General features: G+C 66.8%; 21 protein-coding genes and 1 tRNA gene. 15 read left to right on the top strand and 7 right to left on the bottom strand.

Features of this window, described 5'->3' with window-relative positions; genetic code table 11:
- Positions 1-72: 72 nt before the first annotated feature.
- The 3 genes from AAC067_RS03370 (at position 73) to egtB (ending at position 4,349) form a co-directional block, all read left to right on the top strand.
- Positions 73-1,002: a mechanosensitive ion channel family protein gene (locus AAC067_RS03370; protein ID WP_339929516.1), complete on the top strand. Its 930-nt coding sequence runs from the start codon at positions 73-75 to the stop codon at positions 1,000-1,002.
- Positions 1,003-1,005: 3 nt separating this feature from the next.
- A complete protein-coding gene (locus tag AAC067_RS03365; protein ID WP_339929514.1) occupies positions 1,006-2,022 on the top strand; it encodes a beta-eliminating lyase-related protein in 1,017 nt (338 codons plus the stop codon).
- 152 nt (positions 2,023-2,174) lie between these two features.
- Positions 2,175-4,349 (top strand): ergothioneine biosynthesis protein EgtB, encoded by a 2,175-nt coding sequence (gene egtB / locus AAC067_RS03360; protein ID WP_339929512.1) that lies wholly within the window; start codon positions 2,175-2,177, stop codon positions 4,347-4,349.
- A 34-nt stretch (positions 4,350-4,383) separates the two neighbouring features.
- On the opposite strand, the gene AAC067_RS03355 is transcribed toward egtB, so the two are convergent.
- From AAC067_RS03355 to AAC067_RS03345, 3 genes are all read right to left on the bottom strand, one after another.
- Entirely contained in the window at positions 4,384-4,599 is a 216-nt protein-coding gene (locus tag AAC067_RS03355; RefSeq protein WP_339929510.1) for a general stress protein, read from the bottom strand.
- 113 nt (positions 4,600-4,712) lie between these two features.
- Positions 4,713-4,889 carry a hypothetical protein gene (locus AAC067_RS03350; protein ID WP_339929508.1) on the bottom strand — a complete coding sequence of 59 codons (177 nt, stop codon included), beginning with the start codon at positions 4,887-4,889 and terminating at the stop codon, positions 4,713-4,715.
- Positions 4,890-4,963: 74 nt separating this feature from the next.
- Entirely contained in the window at positions 4,964-5,665 is a 702-nt protein-coding gene (locus AAC067_RS03345; RefSeq protein ID WP_339929506.1) for an MBL fold metallo-hydrolase, read from the bottom strand.
- 180 nt (positions 5,666-5,845) lie between these two features.
- On the opposite strand from AAC067_RS03345, the gene tig reads away from it, so the two are divergent.
- The 3 genes from tig to AAC067_RS03330 all read left to right on the top strand — a co-directional run bounded on the left by tig (position 5,846) and on the right by AAC067_RS03330 (position 8,451).
- Positions 5,846-7,189 carry a trigger factor gene (gene tig, locus AAC067_RS03340; protein WP_339929504.1) on the top strand — a complete coding sequence of 448 codons (1,344 nt, stop codon included), beginning with the start codon at positions 5,846-5,848 and terminating at the stop codon, positions 7,187-7,189.
- Positions 7,190-7,371: 182 nt separating this feature from the next.
- Entirely contained in the window at positions 7,372-8,013 is a 642-nt protein-coding gene (locus tag AAC067_RS03335; protein ID WP_339929502.1) for an ATP-dependent Clp protease proteolytic subunit, read from the top strand.
- A 111-nt stretch (positions 8,014-8,124) separates the two neighbouring features.
- Complete coding sequence (locus AAC067_RS03330; RefSeq protein ID WP_339929500.1) at positions 8,125-8,451, top strand: hypothetical protein; 327 nt, start codon at positions 8,125-8,127, stop codon at positions 8,449-8,451.
- On the opposite strand, the gene AAC067_RS03325 is transcribed toward AAC067_RS03330, so the two are convergent.
- Entirely contained in the window at positions 8,448-9,107 is a 660-nt protein-coding gene (locus tag AAC067_RS03325; RefSeq protein WP_339929498.1) for an HAD-IB family hydrolase, read from the bottom strand. The genes AAC067_RS03330 and AAC067_RS03325 overlap by 4 nt on opposite strands.
- A 192-nt stretch (positions 9,108-9,299) precedes the next feature.
- Here AAC067_RS03325 and clpX point away from each other — a divergent pair, with 192 nt between their 5' ends.
- Positions 9,300-10,562, top strand: coding sequence for an ATP-dependent Clp protease ATP-binding subunit ClpX (gene clpX / locus AAC067_RS03320; RefSeq protein WP_339929496.1), 1,263 nt, complete (start codon positions 9,300-9,302; stop codon positions 10,560-10,562).
- 21 nt (positions 10,563-10,583) lie between these two features.
- Here the strand turns inward: clpX and AAC067_RS03315 are convergent, their stop codons facing one another.
- Positions 10,584-11,915, bottom strand: coding sequence for a chloride channel protein (locus AAC067_RS03315; RefSeq protein WP_339929494.1), 1,332 nt, complete (start codon positions 11,913-11,915; stop codon positions 10,584-10,586).
- Between the two features lie 432 nt (positions 11,916-12,347).
- Here AAC067_RS03315 and lon point away from each other — a divergent pair, with 432 nt between their 5' ends.
- Both lon and AAC067_RS03305 read left to right on the top strand, forming a co-directional pair.
- Positions 12,348-14,744, top strand: coding sequence for an endopeptidase La (gene lon, locus AAC067_RS03310; protein ID WP_339929492.1), 2,397 nt, complete (start codon positions 12,348-12,350; stop codon positions 14,742-14,744).
- A 137-nt stretch (positions 14,745-14,881) separates the two neighbouring features.
- Positions 14,882-14,958 (top strand) — tRNA-Val (locus tag AAC067_RS03305).
- A gap of 874 nt (positions 14,959-15,832) precedes the next feature.
- Here the strand turns inward: AAC067_RS03305 and AAC067_RS03300 are convergent.
- Together AAC067_RS03300 and AAC067_RS03295 are read right to left on the bottom strand one after the other, a co-directional pair.
- Positions 15,833-16,414 carry a hypothetical protein gene (locus AAC067_RS03300; RefSeq protein WP_339929490.1) on the bottom strand — a complete coding sequence of 194 codons (582 nt, stop codon included), beginning with the start codon at positions 16,412-16,414 and terminating at the stop codon, positions 15,833-15,835.
- Positions 16,415-16,500: 86 nt separating this feature from the next.
- Positions 16,501-16,770 (bottom strand): hypothetical protein, encoded by a 270-nt coding sequence (locus AAC067_RS03295; protein WP_339929488.1) that lies wholly within the window; start codon positions 16,768-16,770, stop codon positions 16,501-16,503.
- 102 nt (positions 16,771-16,872) lie between these two features.
- On the opposite strand from AAC067_RS03295, the gene AAC067_RS03290 reads away from it, so the two are divergent.
- The 6 genes from AAC067_RS03290 (at position 16,873) to AAC067_RS03265 (ending at position 21,858) form a co-directional block, all read left to right on the top strand.
- On the top strand, positions 16,873-17,112 hold the full coding sequence (locus tag AAC067_RS03290) for a helix-turn-helix transcriptional regulator (RefSeq protein ID WP_339929486.1): 240 nt from the start codon (positions 16,873-16,875) through the stop codon (positions 17,110-17,112).
- A gap of 3 nt (positions 17,113-17,115) precedes the next feature.
- The gene (locus AAC067_RS03285; RefSeq protein WP_339929484.1) at positions 17,116-18,300 is read left to right on the top strand and encodes a hypothetical protein; all 1,185 of its coding nucleotides are present in this window, start codon (positions 17,116-17,118) and stop codon (positions 18,298-18,300) included.
- Between the two features lie 115 nt (positions 18,301-18,415).
- Positions 18,416-18,619, top strand: coding sequence for a helix-turn-helix domain-containing protein (locus AAC067_RS03280; RefSeq protein ID WP_339929482.1), 204 nt, complete (start codon positions 18,416-18,418; stop codon positions 18,617-18,619).
- Positions 18,616-18,948, top strand: coding sequence for a hypothetical protein (locus AAC067_RS03275; protein ID WP_339929480.1), 333 nt, complete (start codon positions 18,616-18,618; stop codon positions 18,946-18,948). Before AAC067_RS03280 ends, AAC067_RS03275 begins: the two co-directional genes overlap by 4 nt.
- Before the next feature lie 49 nt (positions 18,949-18,997).
- Positions 18,998-19,417: a hypothetical protein gene (locus AAC067_RS03270; RefSeq protein ID WP_339929478.1), complete on the top strand. Its 420-nt coding sequence runs from the start codon at positions 18,998-19,000 to the stop codon at positions 19,415-19,417.
- Complete coding sequence (locus AAC067_RS03265; protein WP_339929476.1) at positions 19,414-21,858, top strand: DUF927 domain-containing protein; 2,445 nt, start codon at positions 19,414-19,416, stop codon at positions 21,856-21,858. Before AAC067_RS03270 ends, AAC067_RS03265 begins: the two co-directional genes overlap by 4 nt.
- The last annotated feature ends 357 nt before the right edge of the window (positions 21,859-22,215 follow it).

Raw genomic sequence — 22,215 nt, 5'->3', positions numbered from 1 at the left:
CTGCTGCGGGGGTCGCCCTGTAATTACAGGCTCCGGGGTTCACATCCGGGCGCAGGGCGTTAGACCCGGACCATGACCAACCTCGCAACACCTCTGAACGACGCGGTGGCCGCCGGCCGGGCGGCAATCACCGTCGACGCCGCCATGCTGGCCAAGGTGACCGACATGGTGGGCAACCTGGCCATCAGCCTGGTTATTGCCCTGCTGATCCTGATCACCACGGTGTTCCTGTCACGCTGGGCCTCGAAGGTCACCCGTCGGGCCCTGTCGCGGGTGCGCGGTTTTCAGGATGACCAGACGGTTCTGACCTTCGCCGTCCAGGTGGTGCGGGTCGTTGTCTACATCATCGGCCTGATCGCGGTGCTGCAGCGTCTCGGGGTCCAGACCACCTCGATCATCGCCGTGCTCGGGGCCGCCTCCCTGGCCGTCGGCCTGGCGCTGCAGGGGACGCTGGCCAACGTGGCCGCCGGCGTGGTCCTGCTGATCCTGCGCCCCTACAAGGTCGGGGACGTGATCGATATCGGCGGCGCAAGCGGCACGGTGCAGCGCCTCGACCTGTTCACCACCCAGCTGTCCAATGCCAATAATCACAAGATCGTCGTGCCCAACGGCAAGGTGCTGGGCGATGTGATCCTGAACCTGTCCGGCCAGACAACCCGTCGCATCGAGATCGACTTCACCGTCGGCTATGGCGAGGATCTGGGCGAGACCCGGCAGGTGCTGGAGAGCGCGGCCGCAGGCCATGGCAAGGTCCTGAAGGATCCGGCCCCGTGGACCGGCGTCACCGGCCTGCTGGACAGTGCCGTGCAGGTGACCCTGCAGGCCTGGGTCAAGTCGGGCGACTGGTGGCAGACCCAGGCGGACCTGATGCAGGCCGGCAAGGAGGCGCTGGACGCCGCCGGTATCGAGATCCCGTTCCCGCACCAGGTCGAGGTCCCGGCCAAGGGCGCTTCATTCGCCCGCATCCTCGCCGCGCCGGCAGACGAAACCCAGGGAGACTGACGGGTGCGCTACGACTTCGGATCCGACAATACGGCCGGCATGGCCCCCGCGGCGCTGGACGCCATGGTCACAGCCAACGACGGTTTTACCCGCGCCTACGGGACGGACGACGTCACTGCCCGCGCCGCCGACCAGATCCGCCAGCGGCTCGACGCCGATGCCGAGGTGCGGTTCGTGTTCAGCGGCACGGCGGCCAATGCCATTGCCCTGTCGATGCTGGCTTTTCCGCATGAGGCGGTGCTGGCCCATCACGCCGCGCATATTTGCACCGACGAGACCGGGGCACCCGGCTTCTTCGGCCAGGGCGTCGGTCTGATCGGCCTGCCGGGCTTTTCGGGCAAGATCGAGCCGGCGGCCCTGACGGCAGCCTTGGCCGAGCCCGAGGTCGGCCATCGCCAGCCGCCGGCCGCCCTGTCGCTGACCCAGTCCACTGAATACGGAACCGTCTATACCGAGGAGGAACTGCGGCACCTGATCGAGCCGGTGAAGCTGAAGGGCCATGGCGTTCATATGGACGGGGCGCGGCTGGCCAATGCGGCGGCGGCGGGGTTCGACCTGACGCAGATCGCTCGTCTGGGCGTGGATGTGCTGGTGTTCGGGGGAGCCAAGGCCGGGGCCAATTGCGCCGAAGCCCTGGTGATGTTCGACAAGACGCTGGCACGCCGGATCGACAACCGGCTGAAACAGGCCGGGCAGACGGCGTCCAAGGCCCGGTTCCTGGCGGCCCCCTTCCTGGGGCTGCTGGAGTCCAACGCCTGGGAGGATGGTGCCGCCCACGCCAATCTGATGGCCCAGCGACTGGCGGCCGGGATCGCGACGCGTTCGCCCTTCACCCTGGCCCATCCGGTCGAGGCCAATGCGGTGTTTGTGCGCATGCCCGAGGCCGCCCATGCGCGCCTGAATGCCCTTGGCTGGGCCTGTTACAGGTTCGATGACGGCTCGGTGCGGTTCGTCTGTTCGTGGGCCACGCGGGTCGAGGCCGTCGACGAGATTGTGGACGCCATCGCCGACCTCGGTTGACGGTCAGACCCCTCGCCGGGTTGAAACGGGGTGATCCCGCGCCGATCTACGGCTAGGCTTGCGGTCCTGACGAGGAACCCGGGCCCCACAGGGGCATTGGGTGGAACGGGAGCGTCAACGGTGACGACAGGCAACAGCGGACGTCATTGCGGATGAATGCACCGGCCGGAATCGAGACGACCGAAGCGCGCGACATCGCCGCCTACCGTCGCGTGCGGTCGGTGATGCCGGCGCTGGCGGCGGGACTGTCGCCCGAGGACCTGCAGGCCCAGTCCATGCCCGACTGCAGCCCGGGCAAATGGCATCTCGCCCACAGCAGCTGGTTCTTCGAGGCGATGATTCTGGCATCGCGGGCCGACTATGAGCCGGTCGACGCCCGTTTCCAGACCCTGTTCAACTCCTATTACGAGGCCCTGGGTTCGCGGGTGGCGCGGGCCGAGCGGGGATTGATGACCCGGCCGTCGCTGACGGCGGTGCTGGAGTATCGCAGCGAGATCGACCGACGGATGGTCATCCGGCTGAACGCCGGCGGGCTGGAGGCGTCGCAGCGTTATTTGCTGACGCTGGGTTTGCATCACGAGCAGCAGCATCAGGAGCTGTTCCTGATGGACCTGTTGAACCTGATGTCGCGTTCGCCGCTGGATCCCGCCGCCTATGAGACAGAGCCGCGCACGGGCACGCCTGAGCCGGTGCGGGGCGGCGAGACGCCGTTCGTCGGCGGTCGGGTCGAGGTCGGGACGGGGATCGGCACCGGGGCAGGGGGCTTCGCCTTCGACAATGAGAGCCCGTCCCATCCGGTCTGGCTGCAGCCGTTCGCGATGGCCCACGATCTGGTCAGCAACGGCGACTGGCTCCGCTTCATCGCCGACGACGGCTACGAACGCGCCGACCTGTGGCTGTCGGACGGCTGGGCGGCGGTGCAGGCCGGGGGCTGGGACGCGCCGTTGTACTGGCGACGGGACGGGGCGGACTGGACGGTGCTGGGCCTGACCGGACGGCATCCGGTCGATCCGGCGGCTCCGGTGCGCCACATCAGCTTTTATGAGGCCGACGCCTATGCGCGCTGGGCCGGGGCCCGCCTGCCGACCGAGGCCGAATGGGAACATGCGGCGACCACGGCAGGGTCGGCCTTCGCCAGTCTTTCGAGTGAGGTCTGGCAGTGGACATCGAGCGCCTACGCCCCATATCCCGGCTTCAGGCCGACCGAAGGGACCGCGTCCGAGTACAACGGCAAATTCATGGCCAATCAGATGGTGCTGCGCGGCGGATCCTTCGCGACACCGCCCGGTCATGCCCGGGTCAGCTATCGCAACTTCTACTATCCGCAACAAAGGTGGGCCTTCATGGGACTTCGACTGGCACGGGACATCGAACCGGGAACGGCGAACACGGAAACGCCGGCGGCAGAGGACGCCGATTTCCGCGAGGCGCTGGTCGCGGGCCTGAGCCAGCCGCAGAAAGCCGTCTCGCCGAAATGGTTTTATGACGCAGAAGGGTCGCGCCTGTTCGAGGACATTACCCGGCTGCCGGAATATTATCCGACGCGGCAGGAGGCTGCCCTGCTGCGCGAGGTCGCGCCGGACTGGGCGGCGGAATTCGGGCCCGGCTCGGTGCTGGTGGAGTTCGGTTCGGGTGCCAGCGAGAAGACGCGCATCCTGCTCGACGCCGGCAAGGACCTGGCCGCCTATGTGCCGATCGACATCAGCCCGGAAGCCCTGAGCGAGGCGGCGGCGCGGATCGACGACGCCTATCCGCACCTGACGGTCGCGCCGCTGGTCAGCGACTTTCTGCATCTGGAGGCGCTGCCCGAAGCGGCCGGACCGGGGCGGCGGATCGGCTTCTTTCCGGGTTCGACCATCGGCAATCTGCAGCCGGCCGAGGCCGTGGCCTTCCTGAAGGCCGCGCGGGCCCTGTTGGGTGATAATGCCCTGTTCATTCTGGGGGTCGATCTGGTCAAGGATCCGGCGACTCTGGTCGCAGCCTATGACGACAGTCAGGGGGTGACGGCGGCGTTCAATCTGAACCTGCTGGGCCGGGCCAACCGCGAACTGGACGCTGATTTCGATCTGGAGGCCTTCCAGCATCAGGCGGTCTGGAACGAAGCCGATTCCCGCATGGAAATGCATCTGGCAGCGACGCGCGACATGGCCGTCGAGCTGGGTGACCGTCGCATCGCCTTTGCCGAGGGCGAGACGGTGCACACGGAAAGTTCGCGTAAATTCACCGAGGCTTCGCTGCGGCGCATGGTCGAGGCGGCGGGCTGGACGGTGGCGCGATTCCGGTCAGGGCCCGCGCCCTCGGTCGCCCTGGCCCTGCTGCAGGGCTAAGGCCCGACGGTCCAACCGCCGGGCCTGTCGGGTGCTAGTCGGCCCGCGGTTCCTTGCGGGTCCCGTGGGAGGCTTCGCCGCCCTTGCGGCCGGCCTGGGCCGCCAGACTGCGGTCCTGGGAGAAGCTGCGCTTCTCGCTGGGCACGCTGGCCCCGCCCTTGCGGGCAATCTCACGCTGGCGTTCGGGGTCCATCGAGGCGAAGCCCCGTCGCGAAACACCGGACGTCCGGGTGGGTTGACCTTCGGCCATGGTGCGATCCTTTCCAGAAGACAATGTCGGTTGCCATCTGAACCCGGGGGCTGGCCGGAGGTTCCGGGGAACGACCAATCGAACGCCCGGCAACGACTGTGTCCCGGGTGCGGTCAATCGCTGCCGGAGGGCAGGGGCGGGACCTCCACGCCGGGGTCGGGAGCAGGCACGGGATCAAGGACCGGCAGGTCGTCGGGCGTGCCGCCGGGGTCGATGTCGGGGCCGGGCGTTCCGGGGGGCGGAATCTCGGGAGTCGGGGCGTCGGGCCAGGCGGGGGCGGGATCGGTCATGCGGTATCCTTTCGCCCCCTCAACGCCGGGCGGGCGCGGATGTTCAGCCGTGGGGCCCGGCTACCGACAGGGCGTCAGGACGGACCCGTCGCCGGGCGGGCGATCGGCGCACGCTGCATGGCGGCGTCGGAGACATAGGGGTTGTCGCGCCGCTCGGCTCCGAAGGTCGAGTGGCTGCCGTGCCCCGGCACGAAGGTCACGTCATCGCCCAGCGGCCACAGCCGGGTGGTGATGGCCGTGAGCAGGTCGGTGTGGTTGCCGCGCGGAAAATCGGTCCGCCCGATCGAGCCGCGGAACAGCACGTCGCCGACCTGGGCAAACCGGGCTGCGCGGTTGAAAAAGACGACATGGCCGGGGGTGTGGCCGGGGCAGTGCAGGACCTCCCATTCGGTGTCGCCGAGGGTCAGGGCGTCGCCGTGGGCGAGCCAGCGGTCGGGCGTGAAGCTGCGGGCGGTCGGCAGGCCGTAGGTGCGGCCCTGTTCGGGGATGCCGTCGATCCAGAACTGATCGTCCGGATGGGGCCCGATGATTTTGACCCCGGACTTTTCCTGCATTTCGGCGGCACCGCCCGCGTGGTCGAGGTGACCGTGCGTGATCCAGATGGCGTCGAGCGTCAGGCCGCGTCGGGTGATTTCCGCCAGAACCCGATCGATCTCGGCCCCCGGGTCGATGACTGCGGCCTTGCCGGTCTTTACGCACCAGACGGTGGTGCAGTTCTGCTGCAGCGGGGTCACCGGGGTGACGAAGACGCCGATGGGGGAGACAGACTGGTTCATGTCCATCACATAGGCGAGACCGAGGGGCGGCGAAACCGTCCCCTGCGTTGACCTTTTCGGCCCTTCTCGACATAAGGGCGGGCTTCGAGCGCCGCTCCCACCGGGGCGGCCTTTCTGCTTTATTCAATCCCCGTGCGCGCCAGTTCCTCCGGCGCTGCCCCAGAGCGTCAGATTCTGTCCATGCAAGTCGTCGAAAAGTCGAACGAAGGTCTCAGCCGCGTCCTCGCGGTGACCATCCCCGTGACCGAGCTGAACACCAAGCTCGACGCCAAGCTGAAGGAGGTCGCCCCGCAGATGAAGCTGAAGGGCTTCCGTCCCGGCAAGGTGCCGGCGTCGCATGTGCGCAAGACCTTCGGTCGCGAAATGATGGGCGAGATCATCAACACCGCCCTGAACGAGTCGAGCCAGAAGGCCCTCGAGGACGCCAAGGTGCGGCCCGCCGCCCCGGCTGACATGAAGCTGACCTCGGACATGGACAAGGTCATGGCCGGTCTGGAAGACCTCGTCTTCGAGATGGCCCTGGAAGTGATGCCGGAGTTCACGCCGGTCGACCCGACGACGCTGAAGCTGTCGCGTCCGGTCTATGAGGCCACCGACGCTGACCTCGACGAGGCGCTGAAGGAACTGGCCGGTCAGGCCAAGTCCTATGAGGACAAGAAGGGCAAGACCGTTAAGGCCGCCGACGGCGACGAGGTCACCATCGATTTCCTGGGCAAGCTGGACGGTGAGCCCTTCGAGGGCGGTGCCGCCGAGGACGCCCAGCTGGTGATCGGCTCCAACCGCTTCATTCCGGGCTTCGAAGAGCAGCTCAAGGGTGCCAAGGTCGGCGATGAGAAGGTCCTGAACGTGACCTTCCCCGAGGACTACCAGGCCAAGCATCTGGCCGGTAAGGCCGTGACCTTCGACGTCACCGTCAAGGCCATCAAGGCCGAGGTCGAGGCCACGGTCGACGAGGACTTCGCCAAGCGTATCGGTCTGGAGTCGCTGGACAAGCTCAAGGAACTGATGCGCGACAACCTGAACCAGCAGTACAAGGGTGCCGCCCGCTTCAAGCTGAAGCGCGCCCTGCTGGACGCGCTGGACAAGGCCCACACTTTCGACCTGCCGCCGAAAATGGTCGACGCCGAGTTCGAGGGCATCTGGCAACAGGTGCAGGCCGACAAGGAAGCCGGCAACCTGCCGCCGGAAGACGCCAAGAAGTCCGAGAAAAAGCTCAAGGAAGAGTACCTCAAGATCGCCGAGCGCCGCGTGCGCCTGGGTCTGGTGCTCGCCGAGATCGGCCGCGCAAACGACGTCGGCGTCACCGATCAGGAACTGAACAACGCCATCATGGCCGAGGCCCGCAACTATCCGGGCCAGGAACAGCAGGTGCTGGAGTTCTATCGCCAGAACCAGAACGCCGCCGCCTCGATGCGCGCGCCGATCTATGAGGAGAAGGTCTGCGACCTGATCTTCGACATGGCCAAGGTCAAGGAAACGCCGATCACCAAGGAAGAGCTTCTGAAGGAAGACGACGAGGAATAGGCCGTCCCGCCTACATTTTGACGACAGTGATCCCCGTTCCGGTCTCCGGAGCGGGGATTTGCTTTTTCCGCACATACCTTGCGTCAACCACTTGGCAACGCGATATCCTGTTCAACAGGGCAGCGGCCGGTGAGTCGCGCCAGACGCCCGGCCACGGGCAGCATCTCCGAGAAGGCCATCGAATGCGCGATCCGATCGATTTCATCCAGAGCAACCTCGTGCCGATGGTGGTGGAGCAATCCAGCCGCGGCGAACGCTCATTCGACATCTTCTCGCGGCTGCTGCGCGAGCGGATCATCTTCCTGACGGGGCCGTTCGAGGACACGATGGCCTCGCTGATCTGCGCCCAGTTGCTGTTCCTGGAATCGGAAAACCCGAAGAAGGAAATCAGCATGTACATCAACAGCCCCGGTGGTCAGGTGACCTCGGCGCTCGCGATCTACGACACCATGCAATACATCAAGAGCCCGGTCTCGACCGTGTGCATGGGCATGGCCGCCTCGGCCGGCTCGTTGATCCTGACGGCCGGGGAGGCGGGCCAGCGCATCGCCCTGCCGAACGCCCGCGTCATGGTTCACCAGCCCTCGGGCGGCTTCCGCGGCCAGGCGTCGGACATCGTGCGCCACGCCGAGGACATCGTTGAAACCAAGAAGCGGCTCAACGAGATCTACGTCCACCACACCGGCCGCACCTATGAGGAGGTCGAGAAGACCCTCGACCGCGACCATTTCATGGATGCCAAACAGGCCAAGGACTGGGGCATCATCGACCACGTCTATGAAAAGCGTGAGGAAGCCGACAGCGACGGCATCAAGACCGTCTGATCCGGCCAGGATCACTGGATATCAGGGAGGGCGTGCCGGTGACGGCGCGCCCTTTTCGTTTCTGCGGTCAGGGTTCGACGACTTGGGGCGGGTTCGTGCTATGAGCCGCCGATGCAGTACGGACGTGACACTCGCGGCGTGGTCGAGATCGACGGCGACATCTATGACTGGGAGGTGCGACGGCAGCCCCAGCCCCAGCCGTCGGCCGATGGCACGTGGGACGGCATGGCCATTGCCCTGCGGCTGAAGGACTTCAAGCGCGAGGCGATCGTGCAGTTCCCCATGCCGATGCGCCCGAACGGACGTCCGGACCTGGAGAAGCAGCGCGTCAATATCGACGCCGTGCGCAATTCCGTGACCGCCGCCATCGAGGCGGGCTGGAATCCCACGTCACGCGGCAAGCCGGTTGTCTTCGACGTGGATGCGAACGGATACTAAGGCCGTTTCGTAAACACCCGGAAGCCCGCCTCGGCGGCAAAGGCCAGCATTTCAGTGTCGCCACTGGTGTCGCCATAGGCCGCGGCCAGCTGCAGGTCCTTACCATAGGCGGCGCGCAGGCGGCGGACCTTCTCCTCACCCCGGCAATTGGGGCCGGTGAAGGCCCCGGTGACGCGATCATCGTCGTCGAAGGTCATATGGGTGCCCAGCAGGGCCTCGGCCCCGAGGCGGCGGGCGAACGGGGCCACGGTAATCTCGGGCGAGGCGGTCACGATCACGCGATGTGCGCCCTTGCGTCCCCAGTCCTGCCAGCAGGCGAGGGCGTCGGGGCGAATGAAGCGGGGCCAGATGTGTTCGGCGAATTTTTCGGCCTCGGCCTCCAGGGTGGGGCGATCCACGCCACCGAGGAATTCCCGCACCGAGGCCGCCTTGATCCGTCCCCGGTCGCGGTCCCGGGCATAGCCGAGCACGGCGGGTGCCAGCTTCGCCAGACCCAAGGCCCAGCGCGCCGGGCCGGCGCGCCAGCGCAGGAAGGCGGTGAAGCTGTCGCGGATGGTCAGGGTGCCGTCAAAATCGAAGGCGACAATCGGCACGCCCGGCAACGGCGTGGAGTCAAAGGTCTGGCGAATCACCGGCCGGGTGCCCATGTCACGCATTCGCCGTGATCCCCGTCGACTGTGAACATGTGCCGTCCTTCTTGCCTCGCCGGGCCCCGGTGGGCTTGTAGCCGCGGCAATGATGGGTGATTGTCAATTTTTGAAGACCTTCGCGCCTAGAGTTCAGGAATCAACGCGTTGGATACGCGCTCGGCCGCATATCGGGGCCGTTCGTCGGAGTGAGATGGGTCTATGACCAAAGCAGCCAGCGGCGACGCTAAAAGCACTCTGTACTGCTCGTTCTGCGGGAAGAGCCAGCACGAAGTGCGCAAGCTTATCGCCGGTCCGACGGTATTCATCTGTGATGAATGCGTCGAACTGTGCATGGATATCATCCGCGAAGAGCACAAGATTGCCTTCAAGACGACCAAGGACGGCGTGCCGACTCCGAAGGAGATCCGCGACGTCCTTGACGACTATGTGATCGGCCAGAAGCACGCCAAGAAGGTTCTGAGCGTCGCCGTTCACAACCACTACAAGCGGCTGAACCACGCGTCCAAGAACAACGACGTCGAGCTGGCCAAGTCCAACATCATGCTGATCGGGCCGACCGGCTCGGGCAAGACGCTGCTGGCCCAGACGCTGGCGCGCATCATCGACGTGCCCTTCACCATGGCCGACGCCACCACCCTGACCGAAGCCGGTTATGTGGGTGAGGACGTCGAAAACATCATTCTGAAGCTGCTGCAGTCGTCCGACTACAACGTCGAACGGGCCCAGCGCGGCATCGTCTACATCGACGAGATCGACAAGATTTCGCGCAAGTCTGACAATCCCTCGATCACCCGCGACGTCTCGGGCGAGGGCGTGCAGCAGGCCCTGCTGAAGATCATGGAAGGCACCGTCGCCTCCGTGCCCCCGCAGGGCGGCCGCAAGCACCCGCAGCAGGAGTTCCTGCAGGTCGACACCGCCAACATCCTGTTCATCGTCGGCGGGGCCTTCGCCGGCCTCGAGAAGGTCATTGCGGCGCGCGGTGCCGGAGCCTCGATCGGCTTCGGGGCCAAGGTCAAGGACGTCGATGAGCGGCGCACCGGCGACATCCTCAAGGGGGTCGAGCCCGACGATCTGATGCGCTTCGGCCTGATCCCGGAATTCATCGGCCGTCTGCCGGTTCTGGCCACGCTGGAAGACCTCGATGAAGAGGCGCTGGTGATGATCCTGACCGAGCCGAAGAACGCCCTGGTCAAGCAGTACAAGCGGCTGTTCGAGATGGAGAACGTCGAACTGTCCTTCACCGACGACGCACTGAATGCCGTCGCCAAGAAGGCCATCACCCGCAAAACCGGCGCGCGCGGCCTGCGCTCGATCCTGGAAGGGATCCTGCTGGAGACCATGTTCGAACTGCCGACCTTCGAGGGCGTCGAGGAGGTCGTGGTCAATGCCGAGGTGATCGAGGGCAATGCCCAGCCGCTGCTGATCTATGCCGAGAAGAAGAAGGCTGACGGGGCGGCCTGACCGCCTCCGTCATTCCGATAATCAGGCCCCGGGCGTCGCGTCCGGGGCCTTTTTCGTGTCCGCGTCGCCGGCCTCGTCGCCGTCCGGCTCGGCGGTGAAATTGTCGGCCAGGCCGTGATAGAGGCGGCGACCGCTGACCGCCCTGGCGGCGAAGTCGGCGACCACGGCAGCGGCGAACAGCGGCAGGATCATGCCGCGGTTGGCGGTCATCTCGGAGATGATGACCACGGCCGTCAGCGGGGCCCGCACCACGCCGACGAAATAGGCGATCATGCCGATCAGGACGATGGCACTGCGGCTTTCTTCCGGGAAGACATTGGCCAGCAGACCGCCGAGGCCGGCCCCGACCGACAGGGACGGCGCAAAGATGCCGCCCGGCGCGCCGGACAGGCTGGAGGCCAGGGTGGCGACGAATTTGGCCGGGGCGAACCAGATCGGCTGGCGGCCGCCCTCGACCAGGGTGCGGGCGGCGTCATAGCCGGTACCCCAGGTCAGGCCGTGGGCGGCGACGCCGACCACGGCGACGACGATGCCGCAGACCAGGGCCGTGGTCAGGGGCTTGCGGCCCAGGATCGAACCCTTGGCCAGCAGCCGCAGCGAGATCCGCGAGAACAGCCCGCCGGCCGCCCCGCCGACGACTCCGACCAGCAGGGAGATGGGCAGGGCCTGGAAGGCGGACATGGTCTCGGACACCACGCCGAAATAGATGTAGTCGCCGGACAGGCTGAGCGGGATCAGACCGGCGATGACCACGGCGGCCATCACCAGCAGGGTCAGGCGCTGCTCATAGGCGGCGGCCAGTTCCTCAAGGGCGAAGGCGACTCCGGCGATCGGCGTGTTGAAGGCGGCGGCGACGCCGGCGGCCCCGCCGGCGATGATCACCGCGCCATTGACCGGGATGCGCAGCAGCCGGTGCGAGGCGGCCATGATGGCGGCCCCGACCTGGACGGTCGGGCCTTCGCGGCCGACCGAGCCGCCGACCAGCATGGCGACGAGGGTGGCCAGCAGCTTGAACAGGGCGCTCCGCATCGACACCAGCGGTCGGGACCGGGCCGGATCGCGGGCGGCGGCGATGACCTGGGGAATGCCGGAGCCGCGCGCCAGCGGCGCATAGCGGCGCGTCAGCCAGGCCAGCAGCAGGAACCCCATCGGGGTGATGACCAGCGGTGCATAGGGCCAGCCCGTCGACAGGCGTCCGAAGGCCATCTGGGCGTGGTCGGCGGCCCAGGCGAAGCCAAAGGCGAACAGGCCGACCAGCACAGCACCGGCACCCGTCGCGAGGCGGCTCTTCCAGACCGGACCGATCCGCTCGCGCCAGGCGGCGTGAAGGATTTCGCGGCGGGAAGCCGCCATGCCGTGACCTTCCATGGGAATTCAGGGCGCAGCCCTAGTCCTGTCGGTTCCGCAGTGCAAACCGGGGCCGGTGGCGTTGCGAATCGGCGGGCAGACGCGGTTGTCTGGGGATGAAGCCCGGCGTCGGCGTCAGGCGGGGTGGTCGATGTGGTCGCCCCAGGGCCGGGACCGGCCGCTGAAACCGCCCTTCAGGGTCCGCCACGCAAGATATTTTCCGGATCGACGGTGTCCGGAAGCATATCGTGCCGGACCATTGCCGCCGGTCGGGAGGCGTGACGATTTGTGGTTACGCTTGAACCGGGCGGCCTGCGACCCACATACTCTAACGAACACCGTCGGAATCGACGGGTCGCCCTGACGGGGTCCGGCATCGCGCCGGGGGACGTCGGGTGACGGGCCGGAGATCACCAATGGCCCGGGAAAGTGTGCATCATGACTGAGACCAAAACCCTGCCCGTCCTGCCGCTGCGCGACATTGTCGTGTTTCCGCACATGGTCGTGCCGCTGTTCGTCGGACGCGAGAAGTCCGTGCGGGCGCTGGACGAGATCATGCAGGGCGACAAGCAGATCCTGCTGGCGACCCAGAAGAACTCCGTCGACGATGATCCGGCGTCGGACGCCATCTATCCGGTCGGCGTGCTGGCCACCGTGCTGCAGCTGCTCAAATTGCCGGACGGCACCGTCAAGGTGCTGGTCGAGGGCAAGAGCCGCGCGCGTCTGGTGAAATTCACCGACCGCACCGAATTCTTTGAGGCCGAGGCGGTCGAGATTCCCGAGGAGGCCGGCGATCCGTCGCAGACCGAGGCCCTGCTGCGCGCCGTGGTCGAGCAGTTCGAGAACTATGTGAAGCTGAACAAGAAGGTGCCGCCTGAGGCCCTGAGTTCGATCCCGCAGATCGTCGAACCGTCGAAACTGGCCGATTCCGTCGCCGCCCATCTGTCGATCAAGATCGCCGACAAACAGGCGCTGCTCGAGACCACCGACGTGCCCAAGCGTCTGGAGCGGGTCTATGGCCTGATGGAAGGCGAGATCTCGGTGCTGCAGGTCGAGAAGAAGATCCGCTCGCGCGTGAAGCGCCAGATGGAGAAGACCCAGCGCGAATATTATCTGAACGAGCAGATGAAGGCGATCCAGCGCGAGCTGGGCGAGACCGACGATCAGCGCGACGAGATCATGGATCTGGAGAAGCGCATCCGTCGCACCCGGCTGTCGAAAGAGGCGCGGGTCAAGGCGGACGCCGAGGTCAAGAAGCTGCGCAACATGAGCCCGATGTCGGCGGAGTCGACGGTGGTCCGCAACTACCTCGACTGGCTGCTGTCGATCCCGTGGGGCAAGGCGAAGGCCAAGCCCATCGACCTGCAGAAGGCCGAGGACATCCTCGAGGAGGACCACTACGGCCTCGAGAAGGTCAAGGAACGGATCATCGAGTATCTGGCCGTCCAGGCGCGCACCGGCGCGCTGAAGGGCCCGATCCTGTGCCTGGTCGGCCCTCCGGGCGTCGGCAAGACGTCGCTGGCCAAGTCGATCGCCAAGGCGACCGGCCGGGAATATGTACGGATGTCGCTGGGCGGCATGCGGGACGAGGCGGAGATCCGCGGTCACCGCCGCACCTATATCGGCTCCATGCCCGGCAAGATCATCCAGTCGATGAAGAAGGCCAAAACGACCAACGCCTTCATCCTGCTGGACGAGATCGACAAACTGGGTGCCGACTGGCGCGGAGATCCGTCCTCGGCCCTGCTCGAGGTGCTGGACCCGGCCCAGAACGCCAATTTCGGCGACCACTATCTGGAGGTCGATTACGACCTGTCCAACGTCATGTTCGTGACCACGGCCAACAGCCTGAACATGCCGCAGCCGCTGATGGACCGGATGGAGATCATCCGGGTCAGTGGCTACACCGAGGACGAGAAGGTCGAGATCGCCAAGCGTCACGTGCTGCCGAAACTGCTGACTGATCACGGCCTGAGCGCCGAGGAACTGATCGTGCCGGATGACGCCATCCGGACCCTGATCCGCTACTATACCCGGGAAGCCGGTGTGCGGTCGCTGGAGCGGTCCCTGGGCAGTCTGGCGCGCAAGGCCGTGCGCGAGATGGCCAAGACCAAGGCGACCACCATCACGGTCGACGAGGCCAAGCTGGCCGAATACGCCGGGGTCAAGAGATACCGCTACGGCGAGATGGACGAGGAGGATCAGGTCGGCATCGTCACCGGACTGGCCTGGACCGAGTTCGGCGGCGACATCCTGACCATCGAGGCGATCAAGATGCCGGGCCGCGGTCGCATGACCGTGACCGGCAACCTCAAGGATGTGATGAAGGAGTCGATCTCGGCCGCGGCCTCCTATGTGCGGGCCCGGGCCCTGACCTTCGGGGTCAAGCCGCCGGTGTTCGAGAAGACCGACATCCATGTGCACGTGCCGGACGGCGCGACGCCCAAGGACGGTCCCTCGGCCGGTGTGGCCATGACCGTGGCCATGGTCTCGGTCCTGACCGGGGTGCCGATCCGCAAGGACATCGCCATGACCGGCGAGATCACCCTGCGTGGCCGGGTCACGGCCATCGGCGGGTTGAAGGAGAAGCTGCTCGCGGCCCTGCGCTCGGGGGTCAAGACGGTGCTGATCCCGCAGGAGAACGAGAAGGACCTGGCCGAGGTGCCCGACAATGTGAAGTCGGGTCTGGAGATCATTCCGATCTCGACCGCGGACGAGGCCCTGAAATGGGCCCTGACCGGAACCCTGACGCCGACGGAATGGGACGAGATAGCCGATCCGCTGCCGATGCCGACCGCCCCCCTGTCCAGCGGTTCGGCCTCCGTCAGCCACTGATCCGGCGCGAGTGAATGACACGGCGCGGTCCGGGGCAACCCGGGCCGCGTTCTCGTTTGGTCGCGTGGGCGGGAGACGGTCGAAAGCGGCTTGAACGGTGGCCCCCGGACGGGCATGACAGGGTGGCGTATCTGGACGGGCGGCTAGCTCAGCTGGTCAGAGCATCTCGTTTACACCGAGAGGGTCGGCGGTTCGAACCCGTCGCCGCCCACCATCGTTCTCTAGCGATTACAGCTAGATACGATCTGACGCCCGAGCGCACGGGCGAAGCGTGGCCGGGCCAGATACCAAATAGATACCCGCACGCACGGTTTCGAAGCTGCACGGACGATGTTCGTCACCTGGGTCGACGCCTTCGTCCAGCCGCCGCGCGGGGGGGCGGGGAGGCCCCACTCGCGCGCGAGGTGCGGCCAGCGGCGTCGCGGGTCCTTCCCAGGGTGCTCGACCCTATACGGTAGAGCCGAGCGTAACCCTTTCGCAGTGCCTCCTTAGACCGAAACCTTGTGGTTTGCCTTGTGCGGGGTTGTGATAAAACCGGTGGGGACGGTGGGGGCTAGTGGGAACCTTCCCTCTAACTAACTGATCTATCTATCTTATCTATCGTCCTCGTCGGTCCCCACTTGGGTCTGGTCGGTGGGGACCGGTGGGAACCGGCTCCGGGTTGTGATCCGGCGACGGCCGACCGCCGGCCGCCAGCTCGGCACGATCCTTCCCGCGACGGCCCAAAATCCCCGCGCGAGTGTGGCCCCCTCACCCCCGGCGGGCGCGGCGCGGCAAGCGGTAAAGGCTCAAGGCGACACGATCGCCCCTGTTGCGTGACAGAGTGGGGGGAACTGGCAAAGCGGTGCGCTCGTCTATCAGACGGCCGCCCCGCCCCGTCGTCCGCTCCGGGCACTGGCCGTCCCGTAGGAGGCCCGGACAACCGCCCCCTACCGATGACAGCGGGAAAGAGTCACCGGGGACCCAAGCCCCCCGTGGTCGCGATCTCGCGAAGGGCCACGCCCGACGTCTCCGGATTGGATTGAGGATGCAGAAAGCCCGCCGGCAGGACCGGCGGGCTCAATGCTAACGGACGGCGTTCGTTGGGATCACCGACGAGAGAAGTGCACCACGGCTCGATCAGCGGCGTCGGGCGCGCGCTCGGTCGCACTAAGGCAATAATAGTCGACCAGGGGGGGCGGAAGGCCGCCTGAAGCGTCGTCCAGGTACCGGACGATCGACACCAGCGCGCGTTCAGCCTCACAGGTGGCGTTCTGAAGGCGATCTCGATCCGCCGCCTTCGCCCCGCCGTCGATTCCGGCATCGAGCATCGCGATCAGCTGGTGATTCAGGATCAGCGCCTGATACGCCGCCCCCTTGGCGCTGGCCGCTGGCCGGTGGGTCGCGATCAGACCGACCGCCTTGATCCGGTCGCTAAGTTCCTTCCGGACCACCTTGGCGGTCAGCTGCTCCGCGTCTTCGTCGCCGGCGGTGTCGCCGATCATCGGACCGACCGGGGCTTGGTCCCCATCGCCGGCCTCACGGGCCTTGGCGATCGCGGCATTCATGCCCGCCCACGCGTCGATCAGCGCGGCGGCTTCGTCCGCGAGGGTGGCGACGGGGCAGGTTTCGGCGGCGATCCGCTGGCGGGCGGTGGCGGCCTGGGGATGGAAGGCGACTGCTGCGGACATGGAAGTGTCTCCCTTTGGGTTGGTTTGACGCCGGGACGGGCCGGCTGACGGCTTCTTGGGCAATGATCGCGCCATGTCGGCCTCCCTCACGAACCGACGCGGGCGGCGAGGTAAGCCACGCTCGACCGGCCGCCGATGTAGGCAGCAGCGCCGTAGCGGCGGCCGATGGCGCTGCGAGCAATGCCACCACCCCGTGACCAGTTGGGGCGCTTCATCATCGCGAGCTTCTTGATCCAGCGCCACGCCCCGGCGAGGGCATCGGCGAAGGAGCGGGGATCGCCAGCCGTCATGGCTTCACGGAAGAGGCTCCAAGCGATCTTCATAACGCTGCGGCGGGTCTCGTTGGTGGTCTGCATAACCGTCTCCTTACGCATACACTTGTATCTACTTCATTCACCGCTTGTCAACGAGATTGATACACTCGTATCCTTTGTCTTTGAGTTAGACGGAGCGATACGATGGCGGTCACACCGGAAGCCTGCCGCGCCGGACGGGCGATCCTGAAATGGTCGATGCGCGACCTTGCAGAGCACAGCGGAGTTGCCTGGACCACGATCAACCGATTGGAGGCCGGAGCCGGCGCGCGGGACGCGACAGCGGCGAAGATCCTCGCCGCCTTTGAGGCTCGCGGTGTCGAGCTGCTGCACACGGACCACCGGACCGGGGCAACCGTGTCGCTGCTCCCTGACCGGAGCTAAGACTTGTCCGCGACCGCGACCGCTCCCGGGCCGGCGGGGCCTATTCCCGGCTTCCGTCAGCCGGGCGGGGTGAAGCCGTGGGAAACGGAGCCGGTCGATGTCGGGCGGTGGCAAAGGCTCTACCCACCCGATGCGATGGCCAGTCCCTACCGTCCAAAGGGCGAGCACGGGACTGATCGGGTCCCGCAAGCCCCGCCGCCGTATCATCTGCTTGCCGGCGACGATCCGGCCCAGATGCTGCGCCAGAAGCCCGTTGGCCTGAAGCGTCTCGGCCGCCAGTTCGAGACTTGGAGGTTTAAGCCAGACCCATCCGAGGTGGCGCGGCTATTGCCCGCCCCGGACATCTATGGGCCGCCTGAACCTCACGATTGGACGGCCATCACGCCTTTCCGGTGGTCAGTAAAGCAGCTGCCTCGAGCCTATCTCCGGGCCTTGAAGATCGCACGATCAGTGGGCCTCGATTTCCACGCACCCATGCAGTGGGTGTTTCGCGATGCCGGCGGCACATGGTGGATGCTGCCCGACTACTTCGGTGATCTCTTGGGACCGGATGACGACGACAGCTCCAAATGCTGGCCTATCGGGCCGCTGGACACGTTCAGCCCCGCCGATGTTCCCTATCCCTTCTTTGAAGACCTGGGTGGGGTCGATGGGCCTCTTGAATGGGCGATGGAAGTGCTGGAGCACGTCTCCTACGCCCGTCGCATGAGAGGCGTTGTCGCGGACCGCCTGAGAGACCTTCAGCAGCTGACCGGGACTCCGGAGTGGGCGACACTCGCCGCCGCTGCTTCTCGCCGGGGAGATTTGGCCGTCAATAACGCCCTTCACAATCTGGGCTACTGGATCGATCAGGGGGGCATCCAGAGTGTGTTGGCGGACGCCTATCGCACCGGCTTCCGGGCCGGCGATGTCTTGGGATACCTGAGCGCCGCCGGTGCGGCCCGAGCGAGCGAGGCCGCCCGGAGTCCAGGGAAGGTCGGCCTGGATCAGCTTCTGTGGGAAATCATCGAAGCTGAGGGCGGCCCGTCCACCGTGAAGCCATATGTCCTCGCCCACCAGCTCGTTGCCGATCGCGACAGCCAGAATGAGCGCGGCGTGAAACTCGCGGCCCAAGGGCTTTCGGCCAGTTCTAAGAAGGTCGGCGAGCGCATTTCCAGCCTGATAAAGTCCGGCGGTCCCCGACCGTAACGATGGGGCACGTTGAACCCTCCCCGGCGGTTATCTCCGGGGATTACACGGCCAGCGGCTGAGGCTTTCTCTCCTGCATGGGTCCGAGGTGGACCCGCTAATGCAGGGAAAGCCAATGTCGTCTGAACTCTTCACCGTTTCGGAGGCCGCCCGGTGGGCCAAGGTCTCTGAGAGTTTCCTCAATAAGGCGCGGCTGACGGGCGGCGGTCCGAAATTCGTTCGCCTGGGCCGGTCCATTCGCTACCGCATTGAAGACCTGGAGTCGTGGGCGAAGGCCGGTGCCGCCGGATCGACCTCGGAATATGGAGCCCCGGCGTGACGGCCGGCGTCTCCAAGCCCCGGCGGATCGACTTCGACCGCGTCAACGCCGCCGCGCTTCGCAGCTCGGAAGCGGTGGTGCGCGGCCTCCTGCCCGACGGCCGCCGCGACGGTGCCGAGTGGGTGGCCCGGAATCCGCTCCGCGATGACCGCAAGCCCGGCAGCTTCAAGGTCAACCTGATGACGGGGAAGTGGGGGGATTTCGCCACATCCGACCGGGGTGGCGATCTGGTGAGCCTCGCCGCCTTCGTCGCCGCCCTGCCCCAGCGCGAGGCCGCTATCCGTCTGGCTGAAAGCCTCGGGGTCGATCCGTTCGACACCCGCTCCTGATCCGATCACGCCCGACGCACGGCGTGCGTCGGCTTCAAGGAAAACACCGATGTTGACCACCGTTGTCCGCAAGGTGGCCGACCTGGGCGAGCGCACGGCGCGCAGCGTCCAGGGCTGGGCCGACAATCTTCCCGATGCCCCGTTTGACGGCCATCTGCTGACCGCCGGCCTCGCCCTGGCCGACAAGTCCGAGGGCTTCCTGGCCGCTGAGATCGACGTGCCGATCGCGCGCATCCGCCAGTATGTTGAGGACTGGAGCGACGCCCTGAAGCCACATGAGCAGAAGGCACTCCGGCGCTTCTTCAACCGCCGGGGCATCTATGAGGTGCGCCTGTTCAGCTGGTTTGGGTGGCGCGGTCTGATCTACGCCCCGTGGACGGTGGGCCGTCACGACGCCGGTCGCATGGAAGACCAGGCGACCACCGCTCGCATTGTCGAGTTTCAGCGCGGGGTTGGGCGGCGCCTGTGACCGAATCCTCGAACCCCTTTGATCGGGTGAAGGCGGCGGCCGAGGCCGGCGGCGACACGAACGCCGTTCGCGGCAAAGCCGAAGGCGAGCTGGCTATGCCGGTTCCGGCCGATGCACCTGACCCGCCCGACCGCCACCCGAGCAAGGGGCGGTGGTCCGCGCGCTGGACCTACCGTGACGCCACCGGGGCCGTCCTCGGTCATGTGGTTCGGATCGACGGGGACGATGGAAAGCAGGTGCTGCCCCTGACCTGTTGGCGCGAAGCCGGGGGTTTGCGGTGGCGGTGGAAGGGCTTCGCTGATCCCCGTCCGCTCTATGGCCTCGATCAGCTGGCGAAAGCGCCGACCGCGCCTGTCCTGGTGGTGGAAGGCGAGAAAACCGCCGACGCCGCCCGCGAACGGTTCCCCGGCTTCGCGGTGGTGACCTGGCCCGGCGGCTCCAAGGCGACGGGGAAGGTCGATTGGACGCCCCTCGCCGGGCGTGAGGTCATCATCTTCCCGGACGCCGACGCGCCGGGCCGAAAGGCCGCCGACGACGTGGCCCGCCGCGCCAGCGCCATCGGGGCGGACTCGGTGGCCGTGGTGAACGTTCCGACCTTCCTCCCGGAGGGCTGGGACCTGGCCGATGACTGGACGGTGGGCTTTGGCCTGGCCGACGCCACCACCGCGATCGAGGAAGCGCGCTTCGAGGGCATCGCCGGTGGTGTCGAGCTGCCCTACGGCTTCAAACTGGACGCGGAGGGCCTGTGGTTCGAGGTGCCGGGCAAGAAGGGCGAGAAGTTCGCGGTGAAGGTCTCAGCGCCGTTTGAGCCGCTGGGCGAAGCCCGCGACCCTGACGGCAGCGGCTGGGCGGTGGTGATCCGCTTCCGCGATCCAGACGGCCGCGTGAAGACGGAGGTGGTCTCCCGTGCCGCCCTGGTGTCCGAGGGCGCCGGCGTGCGCGCACGGCTCGCCAGCGAGGGGCTGATGATCGTCCCCGGCCGAGGCCAGTATGACCGCTTCACCGCCTGTCTGGCGGAGCTGCGGTGCACGCGCCGGATAACGCTCGTGAACGCCACCGGCTGGGCTCCGGGTGACCGCTTCGTGCTGCCGGCGCGCGTCGTCGGACCGCCGGGCGCGGAACAGGTTCTGTTCACCGGCGACGCCGGGGCGCTGCACTATCGGGCGGCCGGAACGCTGGACGGGTGGCGGCAGGACGTCGCCGCCAAGGCGTCAGGCAACCCGCTCCTGCTGCTGGCCCTGTCGATCGGCTTCGCCGGGCCGCTGCTGCGTCCGCTGGGGATGGAGGGCGGCGGCTTTCACTTCCGGGGAGGATCTTCAAGCGGGAAGACGACGCTCGGCCTGGCCGCCGGCTCGATCTGGGGCGGCGGTGGCCCGCTCGGCTCGGCCCATTCCTGGCGCGCCACAGCGAACGCGCTGGAGATGATCGCCTATGGCCACTCCGAAACCCTGTTGGTGCTGGACGAACTGGCGCTGGTCGCCCCGGAGGAAGCCGGACAGGCGGCCTATGCCCTGGCGACGGGTCAAGGGAAGGCGCGCTCGAAAACGGACGGCCAGCTGCGCAAGCGGTCGGAATGGCGGGCGATCATGCTGTCGACGGGGGAGATCGGCCTCGCCGACCACATTCGGTCCAGCCGCCGGGGTGATCGTGCAATGGCGGGGCAAGAGCTGCGGCTCCTGGACATCGCCGCCGACGCCGGCAAGAGCATGGGCGTGTGGGAGACCTTGCACGCCTTCACCGGGCCAGCTGAGCTGTCCGACGCCCTGAAGGCGGCAACGCGGGACCACTACGGCCACGCGGGGCCGGCGTTCCTGGAGCACTTCGTCAGGGACATCGAAGACGCGAAGCGGATCGCTGGGGAAGTCATGGCGGGCTTCATGGCCACGGCGAAGCGGGCTGACGATCACGGCCAGGTGCACCGCGCCGCCCTCCGCTTCGCGTTGGTGGCGGCGGCGGGCGAGCTGGCCTCCGCCTTCGGTGTCGCGCCGTGGGAGGGCGGAGAGGCGTCGGCGGCGGGTTTGATGCTGTTCAACCGTTGGGCCGACGCCTTCGGCCGGTCCGCGCCTCGGGAAGAGCGTGACGTGCTGCGGACGCTGAAAGGGGCCATCGAGCAAGACCTGAGCCGGTTCGCCAACCTGGGCGAGGATCGCGGCGCGGAATGGGAAGAGCCCGCCAGCGATCGGGCTGGGGAGGCCCGCTCGCTGAAGACCTTGGGCTTCCGCCACGTCTTCGGGCCCGACACCTACTATCTCTTCCACGATGCCGGCTGGGCCGAGGTCTTCAAGGGCTTCGATCTGCGCTTCGCCGCTCAAACTCTCCTGGAGGTCGGATACCTGGAGAAGGGCGACGGCAAGCACATGAAGAAGCAAAAGAAGGTCCAGTCCCAAAATCGCCGGTTCTATTGGGTCAAGGCCTCGATCCTGGAGCTGGACACTGACTGACCCGCTGGCCGCCGCGATCGAGCGCGCCCGGTCTCGGTGGCGTCCCGGCCGGGGTCTGCCGGGGACCGGGCGAATGCCCGGTCCGCAAGAGGCGGAGCCCGGAAAAGGGGGCTTCGGGCAAGTTGAGGATCGGGCACGAACGGCGTTCGTCTACCCCGGCGACGCGTCCCCACCACCGCCGCGGTGGGGACCGGTCTCGCGCGAGGTGGGGACCGAAAAAGGGGTTTCCGGCCAACGGGATAAGGCCTCAGTCCCCACCGCACCCACCGTCCCCACCCAAAATGAGAAGGGTCCGCGTTCAGACGTGCTCGACGCCCACGTTTCAGCCTGGCTGGAATGGGCGGAACGGGCCGCGAT

Origin of the sequence: uncultured Brevundimonas sp. (assembly GCF_963977465.1) — a bacterium.
GTDB lineage: Bacteria > Pseudomonadota > Alphaproteobacteria > Caulobacterales > Caulobacteraceae > Brevundimonas.
Note: the sequence above shows the minus strand (reverse complement) of the source record. Positions and strands in the feature narration are given on the sequence as shown.